Source organism: Octadecabacter sp. SW4, from assembly GCF_008065155.1.
Lineage (GTDB): Bacteria > Pseudomonadota > Alphaproteobacteria > Rhodobacterales > Rhodobacteraceae > SW4.
In genome coordinates, this window is record NZ_CP042819.1 from 858537 (window position 1) to 876705 (window position 18169).

Consider the following 18169-nt stretch of genomic DNA (forward strand, 5'->3'; position numbering starts at 1 on the left):
AATATGACATATCTGGGCATTGACCTTGGCACATCGGGTTTGCGTGCCTTGTTGATCGGTGACGATGGCACGCCGATCGGCACCAGCGAACATCACTACGAGGTCCGCCACCCCCATTCGGGCTGGTCCGAGCAAGACCCGCGCCACTGGATTGCCGCGCTTGAGGCTGCGATGGACGATCTGCGCGCCGCCCATCCCGAATTTGCCACCCTGCGGGGCATTGGCGTTGCGGGGCATATGCACGGGGCGACTTTGCTGGATGAAACGGGTGCGGTCTTGCGCCCTTGCATCCTGTGGAACGATACGCGCGCGCATGCCGAAGCGGCGCAGCTTGATCAAATGGCGGGCACGCGCGCCCTGTCGGGCAATATCGTCTTTCCGGGGTTTACCGCACCAAAACTTAGCTGGGTAGCTAACCATGAGCCGGAAGTTTTTGCGCGTGTTGCCAAGGTGCTATTGCCCGCAGCTTATCTGAACTATTATCTGACCGGCGCATGTGTGGCCGATATGTCCGACAGCGCAGGCACGGCCTGGCTGGACGTCGGCGCGCGTGACTGGTCCGATGATCTTCTGGCCGCTGGCGGGATGCGCCGCGATCAGATGCCCGACCTAGTGGAAGGCAGCGCGCCCGCTGGTCAGTTGCGCGCCGATCTGGCCGCCAAATGGGGGCTGGAACACGCCGTCACCATCGCGGGTGGTGCGGGCGACAATGCCGCCGCTGCCTGCGGGATCGGGGCGGTGGCCGAAGGGCAGGGGTTCGTGTCACTGGGGACATCGGGCGTGGTTCTGGCCGCGCGCGATGGTTATAGCCCCGCGCCCGAAACTGCGGTGCATACGTTTTGCCACGCGATCCCGAACCGCTGGTATCAGATGGGTGTGATGCTGTCGGCGACCGACAGTCTGAACTGGCTGGGACGGATCACCGGCACTGCCCCACGCGATTTGACCGCGCCGCTGGGTGACGCCTTGCAAGCGCCCACTGACCTGCGGTTTCTGCCCTATCTGTCGGGTGAACGCACGCCGCATAACGATGCCGATATCCGTGGCAGCTTCACCGGGCTTGGCACCGATACGACCCGCGATGACCTGACCCGCGCCGTCCTCGAAGGGGTGGCCTTTGGGCTACGCGACAGTTTTGACGCCCTGCGCGCCACGGGCGCCAAGCTTGATCAGTTGATCGCCATCGGCGGTGGCACCGGTTCGCGCTATTGGCTGAAACTGATCGCGACCGTGGTGGGCGTGCCGCTGTCCCTGCCCAAGGGCGGGGAATTTGGCGCGGCCTTGGGCGCGGCGCGCCTTGCGATGGCGGCGGCCACAGGGGCCGAGGCCGAAACGCTGATGACCCCGCCCCGGTTGGGCGAAACCATCACGCCCGACGCGAGCCTGGCGGCGGATTTTGACGTCGCTTATGCCAAATTCCGCGCCGCATATGCGGGGATCAAGGCGGTGCAATAAACCGCCCGTCATTGACCTGTGTCAAAGTAGTGACCGCCCCGTCCTGTAAAAATTTCCCAAGCTGCAGGAGAAACCCCATGAATTACCAGTCATTTTTCCAGTCGGCGCTTGCGTCGTTGCGGGCCGAGGGCAATTACCGTGTTTTTGCCGATCTTGAGCGGGAGCGGGGGGCGTTTCCGCGGGCGGCCAATCATCGGGGCGATGGGGTGCGCCCTGTGACGATCTGGTGTTCGAATGATTATCTGGGGATGGGGCAGCACCCGGCGGTGCTGACGGCAATGCATGATGCGCTTGACAAGGTTGGCGCGGGCGCGGGCGGCACCCGCAACATTTCCGGCACGACCCATCATCACGTGCTGTTGGAGCGCGAGCTGGCCGATCTGCACGGCAAGGAAGACGCGCTGTTGTTCACCTCGGGCTATGTGTCCAACTGGGCGGCGCTGGGCACGCTGGCGGCGAAACTCCCCGACTGTCTGGTGCTGTCGGATGCGCTGAACCATGCCAGCATGATCGAAGGCATCCGCCACTCGCGCGCGCAGTGTCAGGTCTGGCGGCACAATGATCTGGCCGATCTTGAGGCGAAACTGGCCGCAGCGCCGCTGGAGCGCCCGAAACTGATCGCCTTTGAATCGGTCTATTCGATGGATGGTGATATCGCCCCGATCGGCGCGATCTGCGATCTGGCTGACAAATACAACGCCATGACCTATCTGGACGAGGTGCACGCCGTGGGCATGTATGGTCCGCGCGGCGGCGGGATCGCCGAACGCGACGGGCTGATGGACCGGATCACGGTGATCGAGGGCACGCTGGGCAAGGCGTTCGGCGTGGTTGGCGGCTATATCGCGGGCAGCGCCGCGGTCTGTGATTTTATCCGCTCGTTCGCCAGCGGGTTCATCTTTACCACGGCCCTGCCGCCGGCGGTGGCCGCAGGCGCCTGCGCCGCGATCCGCCACCTGAAACAGTCCAGCTCTGAGCGCGCCGGCCAGCAGGCCCGTGTCGCGCAGGTGCGCGCCCGGCTTGACGCGGCCGGCATCCCGCATCTGGACAACCCCAGCCACATCATTCCGGTGATGGTGGGCGATCCGGTGAAATGCAAATACCTGTCGGACGTGCTGATGGACCAGTTCGGCATCTATATCCAGCCGATCAACTACCCGACCGTGCCCAAAGGCACAGAACGGCTGCGCATCACCCCCTCACCAGTGCACTCCCAGACCGATATCGACGCGCTGGTCAACGCACTCGAAAGGCTCTGGCAACAATGCCAACTGGCACGCATGCCAATCGCCGCGCAGTGATACATCAAAGCCCTTTACGACTCGGGGAAAAGCGGCATATCAATCTACAGCACAGTGGGAGAACTGGATATCCAGTGCCGAAGGAGCAACCGCCCCGGTAAACTCTCAGGCCCAAGGACCGCTGTGTTGACTGAACTCTGGAGAGTGGTGCAGACGCACCCGCCGAAGGGATAACGATCTCAGGCGCAAGGACAGAGGGGGCATCGGACGCGCAATTGCGCGCAAACGGTGCCGCAGGGGTTTCCCGACGGTCAAGGACAGGGGAACGGGATGAGCGATCTGAAACGCACGGGGCTTTACGATCTGCATGTGGAACTGGGCGGCAAGATGGTGCCGTTTGCGGGCTATGACATGCCCGTGCAATTTCCGTTGGGCGTGCTGGGCGAACACCTGCATACCCGCGAAAAAGCGGGGCTGTTCGATGTCAGCCATATGGGGCAAATCCTGCTGTCGCCGAAATCCGGCGAGGTGATGGACGCGATGCTGGGGCTGGAAAGATTGGTCCCAGTGTCTGTGGCGGGGCTGTCCGAGGGGCGACAGCGCTATGGCGTGTTTACAAATGACGCGGGCGGGATCAGCGACGATCTGATGATCGCCAATCGCGGTGACCACCTGTTTCTGGTGGTGAATGCCGCCTGCAAAGACGCCGACGAGGCGCATCTGCGCGCGCATCTGTCCGAGGCTTGCGAGATTGCGGCCGTTACTGACCGCGCCCTGCTGGCCCTGCAAGGACCACTGGCCGAGGATGCGCTGGCGGCCATCGCACCAGAGGTGCGCGCAATGCGGTTCATGGATGTCTTGACCGTGGACAGCGCGTTTGGCGCGCTGTGGATTTCACGGTCTGGCTATAGTGGCGAAGATGGCTTTGAAGTGTCGGTGCCCGATGCGGCAGCGGTCGATTTTGCCCGCGCCCTGCTGGCCATCGACGGGGTTGCGCCGATTGGTCTGGGCGCGCGCGACAGCCTGCGCCTTGAGGCGGGCTTGTGTCTTTACGGGTCCGATCTGGACGAAACAACAAGTCCCGTGGAGGGCAACATCGCATGGGCCATCCAGAAGGTGCGCCGTGCTGGCGGGGACCGTGCGGGGGGCTTTCCGGGCGCGGATCGTATCTTGAAAGAACTTGCTGACGGGCCTGCACGTCTGCGTATCGGGTTGTTGCCCGACGGGCGCGCGCCGATGCGGGCCGGGACGCAGATCTACGCGCAGGCCACCGGTGGCGCGCCGATTGGCCATGTAACGTCCGGCGCATTTGGCCCCAGTATCGGCGCGCCCATGTCGATGGGCTATGTTGCTACAGATCACAGCGCCACGGGCACGGCCCTTTGGGGCGAAGTCCGCGGCAAGCGCCAGCCTGTCATGGTCGCGGATATGCCGTTCCGCCCATCCACCTACAAGAGATAAACAACGGAGAATAAAATGAAATTTACTGAAGAACACGAATGGCTGCGCGTCGAGGATGACCTGATCGTTGTTGGCATTACCGAACATGCGTCTGAACAATTGGGTGATGTGGTGTTTATCGAACTGCCCGAAGAAGGCACCGAAGTTGTCAAGGACGACGAGGTTGTGGTGATTGAAAGCGTCAAGGCCGCTTCTGATATTCTGGCCCCGTTGGACGGAGAGATCGTCGAGGTGAATTCGCCGCTGGCCGATGATCCCGGCAAGGTCAACGAAGACCCGACGGGGGACGCCTGGTTCTTCAAGATGAAGGTCGAGGATATGTCGGTGCTCGATGATCTGATGGATGAAGCCGCCTATCAGAAATTCATCGGCTAGCGCGCGTGGCTTCTGCCGGAGCCTCCGGCGGAAGTCATTTTGGAAGAAAAAGCTGGATCTCGTCGCCCAGAAAAGGAGCGGTCATGTCGTTTACGCCCACGGATTATCTGCCATATGATTTTGCCAATCGCCGTCATATCGGCCCCAGCCCCGCCGAAATGGCGCAGATGCTCGAGGTCATCGGCGTCGAAAGTTTGGACCAGCTGATCGACGAGACCGTGCCAAAGGAGATCCGGCAGGCGGAGCCGCTTGATTTCGGCAAGGCCAAGTCCGAGCGGGAATTGCTGCACCATATGCGCAAGGTCGCGGGCAAGAACAAGGTTTATACCAGCCTGATCGGGCAGGGCTATTATGGCACGGTCACGCCCCCCGCGATCCAGCGCAATATTCTGGAAAATCCGGCGTGGTATACTGCTTATACGCCCTATCAGCCCGAGATTTCCCAAGGCCGCCTCGAGGCGCTGATCAACTTTCAGACCATGATCATTGATCTGACGGGTCTCGATATCGCCAATGCGTCCCTGTTGGACGAGGCAACGGCCTGTGCCGAGGCGATGGTTATGGCCCAGCGTGTCGCCAAATCCAAGGCGGGGGCGTTTTTTGTCGATCATCACTGCCATCCGCAGAACATCGCCGTGATGCAGACCCGCGCGGCCCCCCTGGGCATCAAGGTGATTGTCGGCGACCCTGCGGATATGGATCCCGAGGCCGTGTTCGGGGCCGTGTTCCAGTATCCCGGCACCTACGGCGCTGTGCATGATTTCAGCGATCCCATTGCCGCTCTGCACGGTGCCAAAGCCATCGGGATAATCTGTGCCGATCCACTGGCTCTGACGCTGCTGAAAGAACCGGGCGCGATGGGGGCCGATATCGCGGTGGGCAGCACCCAGCGGTTTGGCGTGCCCGTTGGCTATGGCGGCCCGCACGCGGCCTATTTTGCCTGCAAGGATGCCTATAAACGCAACATGCCCGGGCGCATCGTCGGGGTGTCCATCGACAGCCACGGTCATCAGGCCTATCGGTTGTCCCTGCAAACACGCGAGCAGCATATCCGCCGCGAGAAGGCCACCAGCAACGTCTGCACAGCCCAAGCCCTGCTGGCGGTCATGGCCTCGTTTTACGGCGTGTTTCATGGACCTGAGGGGCTCAAGGCGATTGCCCAACGGATTCACCGCAAGACCGTGCGTCTGGCCAAGGGGCTGGAAGAAGCCGGCTTTGATATTGGCACCGGCGCATTCTTTGACACGATCACGGTCAAGGTGGGCAAGGATCAGGCCAAGATCATGCAGGCTGCGGTTGATCGCCAGATCAATCTGCGCCGCGTCGGCGATGACCGGATCGGGATTTCACTGGATGAAACAACGCGGCCAAAACGGGTCGAGAAAGTTTGGGAAGCCTTCGGGATCAAGCGCAAGGATCGCAATTTCGATCCCGAATACCGGGTGCCCGATGAACTGCATCGCACATCCGACTACCTGACCCACCCGGTGTTCCACATGAACCGCGCGGAAACCGAAATGATGCGCTATATGCGCCGGCTGGCGGATCGTGATCTGGCGCTTGATCGGGCGATGATCCCGCTTGGTTCCTGCACGATGAAGCTGAACGCAGCCGTGGAAATGATGCCCGTCAGCTGGCGCGAGTTTTCGCTGGTCCATCCCTTTGCGCCCAGGGACCAGACCGAGGGCTACCAGGAACTCATCACCGATCTGAGCGCCAAATTATGCGAGATCACCGGCTATGACGCCATGTCGATGCAGCCCAATTCCGGCGCACAGGGTGAATATGCGGGCCTGCTGACCATCGCCGCCTATCACCGCGCCAATGGCGATGATCAACGCAAGGTTTGCCTGATCCCCGTCAATGCCCACGGCACCAATCCAGCGTCTGCGCAGATGTGCGGGATGGAGGTGGTCGTCGTCAAATGCACCGAGCGCGGCGATATCGACACCGAGGATTTCCGCGCCAAGGCCGCGGCGGCAGGGGACACGCTGGCGGCTTGCATGATTACCTATCCCAGCACCCACGGCGTGTTTGAGGAAACCGTGCGCGAGGTCTGCGAGATCACCCATGAATTTGGCGGGCAGGTCTATCTGGACGGGGCCAACCTCAATGCCATGGTAGGCCTGTCCAAACCGGGCGAGATCGGCAGCGACGTCAGCCACCTGAACCTGCACAAGACGTTCTGCATCCCCCACGGCGGCGGCGGCCCCGGCATGGGGCCGATTGGCGTCAAGGCACACTTGGCCAAACACTTGCCCGGCCATCCCCAGACCGGGGGAGAACAGGGGCCGGTAAGTGCCGCGCCCTATGGCTCGCCCTCGATCCTGCCAATCTCGTGGGCATATATTTTGCTGATGGGTGGCGCGGGGCTGACGCAGGCGACGCGCGTCGCGATCCTGAACGCCAACTACATCGCCAAACGTCTGGAAGGGGCATATGACGTGCTTTACAAGGGCACGCGGGGGCACGTGGCCCACGAATGCATCCTTGATACGCGCCCCTATGCCGACAGCGCCCATGTGAATGTCGATGATATCGCCAAGCGGTTGATGGATTGCGGCTTTCACGCGCCGACGATGTCCTGGCCGGTGGCTGGCACGCTGATGGTCGAACCAACCGAAAGCGAGACCAAGGCCGAACTGGACCGTTTTTGCGATGCGATGCTGGCGATCCGCGCCGAGATTGCCAAGATCGAGGCAGGCGACTGGCCGCAAGACAACAACCCCCTGAAACGCGCGCCCCACACGATGCAGGATCTGGTCAGCGACTGGGACCGGCCCTACTCGCGCGAGGAGGCCTGTTTCCCACCGGGGTCGTTCCGGGTCGACAAATACTGGGCGCCGGTGGGGCGTGTGGATAATGTTTACGGCGACCGGCATCTGGTCTGCACCTGCCCGCCGCTGGAGGATTATCTGAACGCGGCCGAGTAGCGCGAACCGCCGCACCGGTCATGCGGGGAAATGGGGTGGCTTGCCGATTGTTCGCCGCAATGGGATGATCATCCCAACGGCTTAACCAAGGTGCAGCGCAATGTCTGACAACGTCACCATCTTCGAGATGTCACCGCGCGACGGCCTTCAAAACGAAGGCCGCGCGATTGCGACGGCGGATAAGATCAATCTGGTGAACCTGTTGTCGGGTTGCGGGTTCTCCAGGATCGAAGTCGCCAGTTTTGTGAGCCCCAAATGGGTGCCGCAAATGGCTGACGGGGCGCAGGTTCTGGCGGGGATCGCGCGAAAGGCTGGCGTGTCCTATACGGCGCTGACACCCAACCTGCGCGGCCTGAATGCCGCCATTGCCGCTGGCGCGGACGAGGTCGCGATTTTCGCCTCTGCCTCGGAAGGGTTCAGCCAGCACAATATCAACTGTTCGATAGCGCAAAGCCTTGAACGTTTCGCGCCGATGCTGCCCGTGGTGCGCGATCACGGGTTGCCGCTGCGTGCCTATGTGTCCTGTGTCACCGACTGCCCCTATGACGGGCCAACGCCACCCGCACAGGTCGCTGATGTGGCGGCAAAACTGTATGCGATGGGGGCTTATGAAGTCAGCCTTGGTGATACGATCGGCGCGGGCACGCCCGATACGATTGCCGCAATGCTGCGGGCGGTTTGTGACGCAGTGCCAGCCCGCGCGCTCGCGGGGCATTACCACGATACCCACGGACGTGCCTGCGACAATATCGTCGCCAGCCTTGATTTCGGGTTGCGCAGCTTTGATGGCTCTGTAGCCGGGCTTGGCGGTTGCCCCTATGCGCCCGGATCGCGCGGGAATGTCGCGACCGAAGACGTTGTGGAACTGCTGGAACGGCTTGGCTATCCTACGGGAATTGACCGCGCCGCCCTGGCCATTGCCGCCGAATTTGCGCGCGCCCTGGTGGAGCAAACCGATGCCCTATGACACCCTGACCGTGCAGACCGATCCGCGTGGCGTGACCCAACTGCAGTTGAACCTGCCCGACACACGCAACGCCTTGTCGGGACAGATGATCGCTGATCTGACCGATTTCGCGCGTGGGGTCGATGCGGGCGGCAAAAGTCGCGTCATTGTCCTTAGCGGGGCGGGGCAGGTGTTTTGCGCGGGCGGTGATCTGGGCTGGATGCGGGCACAGATCGACGGTGATCGTGCCAGCCGCATGGGGGCGGCGCGTGATCTGGCAATGATGCTGAAGGCCTTGAACGAGTTGCCGGTGCCACTGATCGGAAAACTTCACGGTGGCGCCTACGGCGGTGGCGTGGGGTTGGCCTGTGTCTGTGATGTGGCCGTGGCTGCAACGACCACCAAATTTGGCCTGACTGAAACCCGCCTTGGCCTGATTCCCGCCACCATCAGCCCCTATGTCCTGGCGCGGCTGGGCGAAGGCCATGCGCGCCGCGTGTTCATGTCCGCGCGGGTGTTCGACGCAGCCGAGGCCGCGCGCCTTGGCGTGATCGCTCGCGCCGTTCCCGCCGCTGATCTGGACGGTGCAATCGCGGCCGAAATCGCCCCCTACCTGCACACGGCCCCCCATGCGGTCGCTGCCGCCAAGGCCCTGGCGCGCGCCCTTGGTCCGGTGATTGATGACGCGGTGATCGATGCCACAATCGCCCGTCTTGCCGATACCTGGGAAGGCCAAGAGGCCGCACAAGGGATCGACGCATTCCTCAACAAGACAACGCCTGACTGGCGCGCGCCCTAGTTGATCACCCGCGCGGCCACGCGCATCCCCTCGGACAGACCCGACGAGGGGTAAAGGATCACCGTGTCGCCCACGGCCAGACCATCCAGCACCTGCGCGGCGATGCCGTTGTTGGGGCCGATGGTGATCGTGCGCTGCTGCGCCACACCATTGTTCACCACAAACACGGCCCAGGCATCGCCACTGCGAAACAGGGCGCTGGCGGGCACGATCAGGGTCTCTTCCGCCTGCCAGACAATGATCTGGGTTTCCACGCGAAACCCGTGGCCCAGACCGGCGTAGTCTTCGGGCGGGCTGGTAAAGGCAATGACGGCGTTGACCCGCTGTTCCTCGACGCCGAGGGCCGAAAACCGGGTGATACCAAACGGATCGACGCGGATCACTTCGCCTGCCAGTTCGGCCAGACCGCCCCAGTCGGCGATCACCACCCGGTCGCCCGGCGCAACCTGCACGGCATCGGTTGACAGCAGATCGACAACGACCTCGAGGTCGTTGGTGATATTGCCGATTTCCATGACCGGAGCGCCGGCCGGAAGCGTGGTTTCGCTTTGCTGGATTACCCGCAGGATACGGCCATCGGCGGGGGCGAACAGCGGGATATCGTCGGACCCGTTGCCCAGAGCCGCCGCAAGCCCACGATCATCAAAACCGATCAGCAAGGCCTGCGCGTTGGCAATTTCGGCCTCGCGCATGACAATGGCGGCCTCGGCTGTGTCGACGCTTGCCTGCGCCACGCGGGCGGATTGGCGGGCACGGTCTAGGGCGGCCTCGCTTGAAATATCGCGCGCCACCAGTTGCTGCGTGCGGGCCAGTTCGGTGTCGGCCAGATCGCGGTTGGCAAGTGCTGCGTTCAGATCAGCGCGCGCGACACGCAAGGCGGCCTGGGCCGCTGTGACAGCCGCTTGCGCCTGTTCGCGGGTGCGCACATCCAGCGCAGCAGGGTTGGTGGGGCGCATATGCGCAACGATCGTTTCCCCGCGCACCACCGGATCGCCCGGCTGCACGGTGACGCGCTGCAATTGTCCGGCGACAGGCGTCGAGACGATATAGGCATCGCGCACCCGTGTGCGCCCCTCTTCGTCAATGGTCATGCGCAACGTTCCCACCGTGACCGCGCCCATATCGACCATTGTGGGCTTGGGCCAGAATGCCGCCGTCAACGCGCCGCCGACCAACAAAATGGTCGCGGCAGTCAGGATCAGGCGAGATCGTTTCTTTGCTTTTGCCATTGGGCTATTCCCTTGTTTTCAGGGCCGCAACAAGTTCAGCCCTGTCGATATCTCGTTTCACCAACCACCCTGAACCAATGGCCGCCCCGATCACCACCATCGCGGCGAATCCATAGCTTGCCGGGTCAAAGACCGCAGGAATCTGGTAAAGTTCGCTGGAAAAACCGGCGGCGATCCCAAAGGATAGATAATAGCCCAGAAAACCGCCGATGGGCAGGGCAACCAGCGTCACCACGGCCAGTTCACCCAGCAACACAAATGCTGTTTCACCCCGGGTGAATCCGATCACCCGCAGGCTCGCCAGATCGCGTGCGCGTTCGGCATAGGCGATGCGGGCGGCGTTGTAGACAATGCCAAAGGTGATCACAAAGGCGATGGCACCCATGACGTAACGGATCGCGCCCGCGCCTGTGTCCATCACCGTCTGAAAGGCGACTTCGGCCTGTGATTTCAGGCTGACGCCCGCAACTGTCGGCATGTCCTGAAGGGCGGCGTAGATTTCAGTGGCACGGGCCACGTCGATGGAAAGATATGCACCCGACACGCGGTTGGGTTCACGCAGGGCACGGTTCAGCGCGGTCAAATCCATATAGGCGGGCGCGCCCAACAGGCTTTCGGCCACACCGGTCACCGGGATTTGCAACACCGGCTGTCGCCCCTCGCGCACCTCGACCGTCAGGGTATCGCCGGGGCTGATATCCAGCTTGGTCGCCAGCGCGGTGGACAGGACGATACCGCCATTTTCCAGCGGGATATCAACCAGATCGGCGTCCAGTGCCCGGCTGAGACGCGGATCGGGTGGCAACCCGCTGACAATGCCGCGGTGGGTCAGCAACCCGTTGCGCAGCACCGCAGGCACATGGCGCACCGGTTCCACCAATGTCACGCCGTCCATGCGCGCCAGCTCGAATATCGTCGCCTCAGAGGCCGCGTGGGTAAAGCCGACCGTCACATCGCTGCGGTCGATCACGTTGAAGGTCAGGTCGATCGTGCGATCAAATCCGGCGTAGATCGTGATCATCGACGCGCTCAGCGCCATGCCGCAGGCGATGCCGATCATCGCACCGGCCATGCGCGCAGGCTGGCGGGTAATGCGGCGCAGCACCATGCGCGAGGGCTGATCCAGAAAACTGTCCAGCCTCCGCCCGAAACGCCCCGAACGCGTGTAATCGGCCGGGGCAGGCGGTCGCATCGCATCGGCAGGTGTCAGCGCAAAAACACGGCGCAGCACCAACATGCCACCCGCCGAAGCGGCAAGAATGCTGACCGTCACCCCCGTCACGAACGAGGCCGGATCAAGCTGGAACACAAGAAACGGAAACTTGAAATATGCGACATAGACCTGGATCAGCGCTCGGCCGCCTGCGATCCCCATCAGGCACCCCGCCAGCGCGCCGCCGACCGCGATGGCCATGACCAGTTTGAAATAATGCGCGCCCACTTCGCCATTTGAGTAGCCAAAGGCCTTCATCAGCCCGATCTCCTCGCGCTCGGACTGCACCATGCGGTTGATCACGATATACAAAAGGAACGCCGCCACCGCGAGAAAGATTGGCGGCACACCCGCGGCGGATGCCTCCAGGCCGCTGATTTCCTCACTGACAAACCGGTCCGAGGTCTGGTCGGCCAGCGGGTAGGCACCCGTGCCGCCATAGGGATCAAGGATGCGGTCCACCGCGTCCAGAACAGCCGCTTCATTGGCCCCGCGCGAGAGGGATAAGAGCGCCTGATTGAACGCTCCGTTCATGTCATAGGCGGCGCCAAGCGCGGATCGGCTCATCCAGATCACACCGAAACGGGCGTCGTCGGGGATCAATTCGCCCGGCGCGGTGGTGTAAAGAAACTCGGGCGCCTGGGCGAGGCCGACAATCCGAAAGCTGCGCCGCGCGCCGTTCATCGTCGCGCTGATCCGATCGCCGGGACGTAGGTCATGGGCATTGGCAAAGGCCTGCAACAGCAGGATTTCGTCGGAATGGTCGCTATCAATCATCCGCCCGTCCGTCAGGAACACGTCATTCAGACGCGGGTCGCGCAGGTCGGGCAGGGACACCGCCTGCGCCTGCACGGGCAGGTCGTAATCGGGCAGGTCAATCAGCGCACCACCCACAACACGGGGCTCGACGGTGCTGACGCCGTCGATTGCCGCCAGCCGCCCGACCACACGGTTGGGTGCACGGGCCACAGGCGCGAAAACCTCGGCCAGCCGGTGACGTTCGTAATAGGCCGTGCGGGTTTCATTGAGCGAGGTGACCAGCCCCTGCATCATCACCAGCATGCCGACCCCGACTGCAATGACCATGCCAATTGCAATCGCCTGTCCCTTCATGCGCCACAGGTCGCGCAGGAGCTTATGGTCAAGCGGGCTCACCAGTCGATCTCGGCGGGGGACAGTTTCGTCTTGTTCACGACGACCTCGCGGATCGCGCCGTCCGCAAAATGTATGACGCGGTCGGCCATCGCCGCCTGGCTTGCGGCATGGGTGACGATCAGCACGGTCGCACCCAGTTCTTCGTTCACATCACGCAAGACATTCAGCACCGACCGCCCCGTCATGCTGTCCAGTGCGCCCGTGGGTTCATCGCAAAACAGCACCGTCGGGTTCTTGGCCACGGCCCGCGCGATCGCGACGCGTTGCTGTTCGCCGCCCGACAACTGTGCCGGAAAATGATCGACGCGTTCGCGCAGGCCAACCATCGCCAATGCCTCGTCCGGGTCCATCGGATCACGGGCGATCTCGGTCACCAGTTCGACGTTTTCGCGCGCCGTCAGGCTGGGCATCAGATTGTAGAACTGAAAGACAAATCCCACATGATCACGGCGATAGCGGGTCAGTTGCCTGTCGGTCATCTCCGCCAGGTTCCGATCCTGAAAAAAGGCCTCGCCCGCAGTTGGACGGTCCAACCCGCCGATAATGTTGAGCAAGGTGGATTTGCCGCTGCCCGACGGCCCCAGCAGCACGACAATTTCGCCCTTGGGAATGTCCAGGTCAACGCCGCGCAGCGCATGAACGGCTGATCGGCCCTCACCATAAACCTTGGTCAAGCCTTTGGTTGAAAATGTATTTCTTGTCATGCCGCCTCGCAGTCAAGGCAATCGGAAATTGCCTGCGAAGTCTATGCCGATATGGCGGTGAATACCAGTTTGCCAGTGTCGTAGCCTGGCTCGCACGAAAATTCTGGCTTGGATCAAGCCCGGCCTTGCCGCGTCCGATCTACTGAGGTTGGCGGGATCGGCGACAGGAGCGGCACCGTTTCGTATTTATCGGGGTCCGGTTCGACGTGGATTCTGGTGTGTTTCGAATGCGCGGTCCGGCCGCAACCCGAGGGAGGCGCCAAATCACGACGTTGCCAACGGCGGCAAAGTCGACGGATCGCATTTTTGAAACACGACGAGCGCCTGAGAATTGGGGGCTCCAATGGCAGTCCCTAGGGGAATCGAACCCCTCTTTCCAGGTTGAAAACCTGGCGTCCTAACCGATAGACGAAGGGACCGCACTTGGTGAGCCGCTTTTAGGGAAACCGTTTGCCAAGGGCAAGGGGGTTTTTCGCGGAATATTGCGAAAATTTTTGGCCTGAAATTTATGGGTTTTCAGGCAGGTGCCGCGTCTTCAAGGCGCAGTTGCACCGATTGGCGGCCCTGCCAGGTGTTCACCTCAAGCCGCCCCGCCAGATGGAATCGCGCGCCTGCGTGATTGGCCAGCATGACCCCCAGCGGCCCGTCCATTGCACCAAAGGAAATGGCGTCGATGCGCGTCCCAAGCCCGTCACCGAACGTCAGTTTCAGGTGGTCCGCGCCGACCCGTTTGGTGAACAGGATCTGGCAGTCGGGAAAGGCAAAGCGCGGGGCAGGGGCGCCGGCGCCGAATGGCCCCGCCTGTTCGATCTGCTCGATCAGCTCCACACTGGCCGCGCCGGGCATCAGCACGCCATCAAGGCGCAGATCGGCAGGGCCAATGTCACCCGCGCCCTGCTTGGCCAGCAGGTCCGACAGCCGCGCCATCGCCGGTTCCAACTGTTCACGGGCCACCGTCAGGCCAGCGGCCATCTTGTGACCACCCCCCTTGATCAACAGCCCCTCTGCGGCAAGCCGCTGGATCGCGGCGCCCAGATCAATGCCGCTGACAGACCGACCCGACCCCTTGCCGATCTCTCCGTCCAGCCCGATCACCACGGCGGGGCGGTTTGTCGCCTCTTTCAAGCGCGCGGCGACAATGCCCACCACGCCCGGGTGCCAGCCTTCGCCCGCCGCCCAGACAAGGGGCGCATCGACGCCGCGCGCCTGCGCCTGTTCCAGGGCCATGTCGCGCACGCTGCTTTCGATCTCGCGCCGCTCACTGTTGAGCTGGTCCAGCCGCTCTGCCATTGCCTGTGCCTCGCGCGGGTCAGTGCAGGCCAGCAAGCGTGCGCCAAGATCGGCCTTGCCGATACGCCCGCCCGCATTCACGCGCGGCCCCAGCAGGAACCCCAGATGATAGGACGACGGCGCACTATCCATGCGTGCCACATCCGACAGGGCCACCAGCCCAACCCGCTGGCGCCGTGCCATAACGGCCAGCCCCTGGCGCACAAGTGCACGGTTCACGCCGATCAACGGGGCCACATCGGCCACCGTCCCCAGCGCCACCAGATCCAGTAGGGCGATCAGATCGGGGCCGTTTTGATCCGCCTCGCGCAGGCGCCTGTTCGCCTCGACCAGCATCAGAAACACAACACCAGCGGCACAAAGATGCGCCAGCGCACCGTCTTCGTCTTGCCGGTTCGGGTTCACCACGGCCACGCATTCAGGCAGCGTTTCCCCACCAAGATGGTGATCAAGCACAATCACATCCGCGCCAACGGCCGCCGCAATCGGCCCATGAGACAGGGTGCCGCAATCGACGCAGACAATCAGATCGTGATCGCCTGCCAGCATCGCCATCGCGTTGTCGTTGGGGCCGTATCCTTCGTCAATCCGATCGGGAATATACAAGGTCGCCGCGCGCCCCATATCGCGTAGCCAACTGATCAGCAGCGCCGCCGAGGTGGCGCCATCCACATCATAATCAGCAAAAATGGCAATCCGCTCACCTGCAGTGACGGCCGCCAGAAACCGTGTGGCGGCGGCCTCCATATCGCGCAGTGCGCGCGGGTCCGGCAGCAGGTCACGCAGTTTTGGCGCCAGAAAGTCTGCCGCCTCAGCGCTCGCAACACCGCGGCGCGCCAGGGTATGACAAAGTGGCGGGGGCAGGCCGGTATCCTGCGCCATTGCCTCGGCAGCGCGGTCCTGTTCCACGCTGGGCCCGACCCAGCGGCGGCCCGTCGCAGACTCCGTCACACCCAAAAAGGCGCGTGCCATATGTTGTGTCTCATTCATCACGATGCACCATATGCGCAGGGGCGCAGATAATCCACGCCCCTTGCTTCATCTTGGCAATAAAACTCCCGCCGGAGGCTCCAGCCCTTGCGGCGCTGTCACCCGGTCGGGTTGCGATACGACATCCGCCGCACCGACCCCGTCTTGGAACGCATCAGGATCGTCTCGGCGGTCAGATAACCGACCTCGCGCTTGATGCCCGCGAGAATCGAGCCGTCGGTCACGCCGGTGGCGGCGAAAATCACATCGCCGGTCACCATATCGTCGCGGGTGTAAACGCGATCCAGATTGGTGATCCCCGCCTTTTTGGCGCGGGCACGTTCATCGTCGTTGCGAAAGGTCAGCCGGCCGAACATCTGCCCGCCCATGCATTTCAGCGCCGCCGCCGCCAGCACACCCTCGGGTGCGCCACCGCTGCCCATATACATGTCGATGCCGGTCAGATGCGGCTCGGCGCAATGCATGACACCGGCAACGTCGCCATCGGTGATCAGGCGGATTGCGGCACCCGTGCTGCGCAACTCGGCGAGCATTTCCTCGTGACGCGGTCGTTCCAGCACGCAAACGGTGATGTCCTGGGTGCTGCACCCCTTGGCGGCAGCAAGCGCATTGACACGGTCGGCTGGCGCCATGTCAAGGGTCACAACGCCGGTGCGAAACCCCGGCCCAATGGCCAGTTTGTCCATGTAGACATCGGGCGCATGCAGCATTGATCCGCGCGGTCCCATTGCGATGACAGTCAGGGCATTGGGCATATCCTTGGCAGTCAGGGTCGTGCCTTCCAGCGGGTCCAGCGCAATATCCACACCGGGGCCATCGCCGGTGCCGACTTCTTCGCCGATATAAAGCATCGGCGCCTCGTCGCGCTCGCCCTCGCCAATGACGACAACGCCGGCGATATCAAGTTTGTTAAGCTGGTCGCGCATGGCGTTGACGGCGGCCTGATCGGCGGCCTTTTCATCACCGCGCCCGATCAGGCGGGCGCTGGCCAATGCGGCGGCCTCGGACACGCGGGCAAGGCCGAGCGAGAGCATGCGGTCGTTGAAATCGGCAGCTTTGGACATGGGGTGTTCCTTATGGGTGGGCATGGTGTAACCCGCCCTGTGCCCAAGGCCAAGCGATCGGAGCGCGAGTTTCGTCGCTAACATCCGATTTCGCCGTCAAATCCTTGCCCGGGATTTGTGGCACAGACTTTCAGCGAAAGTCTGGCGCTGGATCAGGCTGGCGCATGGCAGACCATTTCGATGTTGTTTCCGTCAGGATCGCGCACGAATGCGCCGTAATAGGCGGCGTGATACTGAGGGCGCACCCCCGGCGCGCCGTTGTCTGTGCCGCCCGCCGCAAGCGCCGCCTGATAAAACGCGTCAACCGTGTCGCGATCGGGCGCGGCAAAGGCAATGTGGATGCTGGGCGATTGCGCCGGACCTTCACTTAGCCAGAACACCGGACGGCCCTGACCGTAGCCTCCAACCTTGACCCCATCGGTAAATTCCGCGGGGATCATTACCATCAGTGACGCGCCGATCGGGGCCAGCGCTGCGTCGTAGAATGCCTTGGCCGCTGTGAAATCGGACACGCTGATGCCGATGTGATCAAGCATTCTTGCCTCCTGATGCTGTGGCGTCAGGATAGGGGGCGAGGCAGATCGCGACAAGCGGTGGGATGGCTGGCACCGTGATAACGGCAACATGCCTCAACCCGGCGGACGTGCGCGTAATCGTATCATCCCGTCCAGCAACAAGCCAATCATCAGACCGTTGAGCGCGTGCCAGATAAAATGTGTGCCAGTGGCCCAAACATCGCAAAGCGCCAGATCAACCGTGCGAAATGCAAGGCTGATGACAAAGGTTCCCGTGGCCGCCCAGATCCATGGGGCCATCGGGCTGGCACGCCACCAGCCGATAAGGGAAAACACCAGCATGGCGATGACGGCTGGGGCGTATTGCAATGATCCGTTCAGGATTGGCGGGGTGGGGGACGTCGCTGCATCGCCTTCGCCGCTGGCAAGCATCACGATAATCATGATCGCCAGAACCCCGATGGCACCCATCGCCAACTTGCCGGGACGCACCCCACCAATACGGTGGATCGCGACCAGAACAAGAACGGCGACAAAGGTCCAGATCGGCACAACATCGGCCAGTTCCGACCATCTGTTTGCAAAGGTGTGAAACAGAAACGACCCGATCCCGACCAGCCCCGCGAGCACGATCAGCGCGGTCAGATCGACGCCGCGCACCCCAAGGCGGCGCGCCGTGCGCCATGCGACAAATGCCGCAATGATAAAGGCGACGTTGCTAAACGCGTTGATGGGTTCGGCCCAGAACGCGGCTGACAGCCGCTCGCAGTAAATATCAACCGGCGCGCCCCAGTTCAAA

At 62.7% G+C, this 18169-nt stretch carries 14 protein-coding genes, 1 tRNA gene and 1 riboswitch; of the genes, 7 read left to right on the forward strand and 8 right to left on the reverse strand.

Annotation, left to right across the window (positions count from 1 at the left end; genetic code table 11):
* Positions 1 to 3: 3 nt before the first annotated feature.
* The 7 genes from xylB to FTO60_RS04325 all read left to right on the forward strand — a co-directional run bounded on the left by xylB (position 4) and on the right by FTO60_RS04325 (position 9210).
* On the forward strand, positions 4 to 1455 hold the full coding sequence (gene xylB / locus FTO60_RS04295; protein WP_148054812.1) for a xylulokinase: 1452 nt from the start codon (positions 4 to 6) through the stop codon (positions 1453 to 1455).
* 77 nt (positions 1456 to 1532) lie between these two features.
* A complete protein-coding gene (hemA, locus tag FTO60_RS04300) occupies positions 1533 to 2756 on the forward strand; it encodes a 5-aminolevulinate synthase (RefSeq protein ID WP_148054813.1) in 1224 nt (407 codons plus the stop codon).
* Between the two features lie 45 nt (positions 2757 to 2801).
* A riboswitch (glycine riboswitch) is annotated at positions 2802 to 2887 on the forward strand.
* Between the two features lie 139 nt (positions 2888 to 3026).
* Positions 3027 to 4157 (forward strand): glycine cleavage system aminomethyltransferase GcvT, encoded by a 1131-nt coding sequence (gcvT, locus tag FTO60_RS04305; RefSeq protein ID WP_148054814.1) that lies wholly within the window; start codon positions 3027 to 3029, stop codon positions 4155 to 4157.
* Positions 4158 to 4172: 15 nt separating this feature from the next.
* Positions 4173 to 4532: a glycine cleavage system protein GcvH gene (gene gcvH / locus FTO60_RS04310; protein WP_148054815.1), complete on the forward strand. Its 360-nt coding sequence runs from the start codon at positions 4173 to 4175 to the stop codon at positions 4530 to 4532.
* 83 nt (positions 4533 to 4615) lie between these two features.
* Entirely contained in the window at positions 4616 to 7465 is a 2850-nt protein-coding gene (gcvP, locus tag FTO60_RS04315; RefSeq protein WP_148054816.1) for an aminomethyl-transferring glycine dehydrogenase, read from the forward strand.
* 100 nt (positions 7466 to 7565) lie between these two features.
* Positions 7566 to 8432: a hydroxymethylglutaryl-CoA lyase gene (locus tag FTO60_RS04320; protein WP_148054817.1), complete on the forward strand. Its 867-nt coding sequence runs from the start codon at positions 7566 to 7568 to the stop codon at positions 8430 to 8432.
* Entirely contained in the window at positions 8422 to 9210 is a 789-nt protein-coding gene (locus FTO60_RS04325) for a crotonase/enoyl-CoA hydratase family protein (RefSeq protein ID WP_148054818.1), read from the forward strand. Before FTO60_RS04320 ends, FTO60_RS04325 begins: the two co-directional genes overlap by 11 nt.
* On the opposite strand, the gene FTO60_RS04330 is transcribed toward FTO60_RS04325, so the two are convergent.
* The 8 genes from FTO60_RS04330 to FTO60_RS04365 form a co-directional block, all read right to left on the reverse strand.
* Positions 9207 to 10439 carry an efflux RND transporter periplasmic adaptor subunit gene (locus FTO60_RS04330; RefSeq protein WP_148054819.1) on the reverse strand — a complete coding sequence of 411 codons (1233 nt, stop codon included), beginning with the start codon at positions 10437 to 10439 and terminating at the stop codon, positions 9207 to 9209. The two genes, FTO60_RS04325 and FTO60_RS04330, sit on opposite strands and share 4 nt — an antisense overlap.
* 4 nt (positions 10440 to 10443) lie before the next feature.
* Positions 10444 to 12807, reverse strand: a complete 2364-nt coding sequence (locus FTO60_RS04335) for an ABC transporter permease (protein WP_254696883.1) — start codon at positions 12805 to 12807, stop codon at positions 10444 to 10446.
* Positions 12804 to 13511: an ABC transporter ATP-binding protein gene (locus FTO60_RS04340; RefSeq protein WP_148054820.1), complete on the reverse strand. Its 708-nt coding sequence runs from the start codon at positions 13509 to 13511 to the stop codon at positions 12804 to 12806. The genes FTO60_RS04335 and FTO60_RS04340 overlap by 4 nt, the downstream gene beginning before the upstream one ends.
* A gap of 344 nt (positions 13512 to 13855) precedes the next feature.
* Positions 13856 to 13930, reverse strand: a tRNA-Glu gene (locus tag FTO60_RS04345).
* Between the two features lie 97 nt (positions 13931 to 14027).
* Positions 14028 to 15791 (reverse strand): single-stranded-DNA-specific exonuclease RecJ, encoded by a 1764-nt coding sequence (recJ, locus tag FTO60_RS04350; protein WP_148054821.1) that lies wholly within the window; start codon positions 15789 to 15791, stop codon positions 14028 to 14030.
* Positions 15792 to 15889: 98 nt separating this feature from the next.
* Complete coding sequence (gene glpX, locus FTO60_RS04355) at positions 15890 to 16855, reverse strand: class II fructose-bisphosphatase (RefSeq protein WP_148054822.1); 966 nt, start codon at positions 16853 to 16855, stop codon at positions 15890 to 15892.
* A 152-nt stretch (positions 16856 to 17007) separates the two neighbouring features.
* The gene (locus tag FTO60_RS04360) at positions 17008 to 17391 is read right to left on the reverse strand and encodes a VOC family protein (protein ID WP_148054823.1); all 384 of its coding nucleotides are present in this window, start codon (positions 17389 to 17391) and stop codon (positions 17008 to 17010) included.
* Between the two features lie 93 nt (positions 17392 to 17484).
* Positions 17485 to 18168 (reverse strand): ceramidase domain-containing protein, encoded by a 684-nt coding sequence (locus FTO60_RS04365; protein WP_172623800.1) that lies wholly within the window; start codon positions 18166 to 18168, stop codon positions 17485 to 17487.
* Position 18169: the final 1 nt, after the last annotated feature.

Bases quoted from the DNA above. Each gene is read 5' to 3' on its own strand.
- FTO60_RS04325 (WP_148054818.1), top strand. From the start codon at position 8,422: ATGCCCTATGACACCCTGACCGTGCAGACCGATCCGCGTGGCGTGACC.
- gcvH (WP_148054815.1), top strand. From the start codon at position 4,173: ATGAAATTTACTGAAGAACACGAATGGCTGCGCGTCGAGGATGACCTG.
- gcvP (WP_148054816.1), top strand. From the start codon at position 4,616: ATGTCGTTTACGCCCACGGATTATCTGCCATATGATTTTGCCAATCGC.
- glpX (WP_148054822.1), bottom strand. From the start codon at position 16,855: ATGTCCAAAGCTGCCGATTTCAACGACCGCATGCTCTCGCTCGGCCTT.
- FTO60_RS04360 (WP_148054823.1), bottom strand. From the start codon at position 17,391: ATGCTTGATCACATCGGCATCAGCGTGTCCGATTTCACAGCGGCCAAG.
- gcvT (WP_148054814.1), top strand. From the start codon at position 3,027: ATGAGCGATCTGAAACGCACGGGGCTTTACGATCTGCATGTGGAACTG.
- FTO60_RS04320 (WP_148054817.1), top strand. From the start codon at position 7,566: ATGTCTGACAACGTCACCATCTTCGAGATGTCACCGCGCGACGGCCTT.
- recJ (WP_148054821.1), bottom strand. From the start codon at position 15,791: ATGAATGAGACACAACATATGGCACGCGCCTTTTTGGGTGTGACGGAG.
- FTO60_RS04340 (WP_148054820.1), bottom strand. From the start codon at position 13,511: ATGACAAGAAATACATTTTCAACCAAAGGCTTGACCAAGGTTTATGGT.
- FTO60_RS04330 (WP_148054819.1), bottom strand. From the start codon at position 10,439: ATGGCAAAAGCAAAGAAACGATCTCGCCTGATCCTGACTGCCGCGACC.
- xylB (WP_148054812.1), top strand. From the start codon at position 4: ATGACATATCTGGGCATTGACCTTGGCACATCGGGTTTGCGTGCCTTG.
- hemA (WP_148054813.1), top strand. From the start codon at position 1,533: ATGAATTACCAGTCATTTTTCCAGTCGGCGCTTGCGTCGTTGCGGGCC.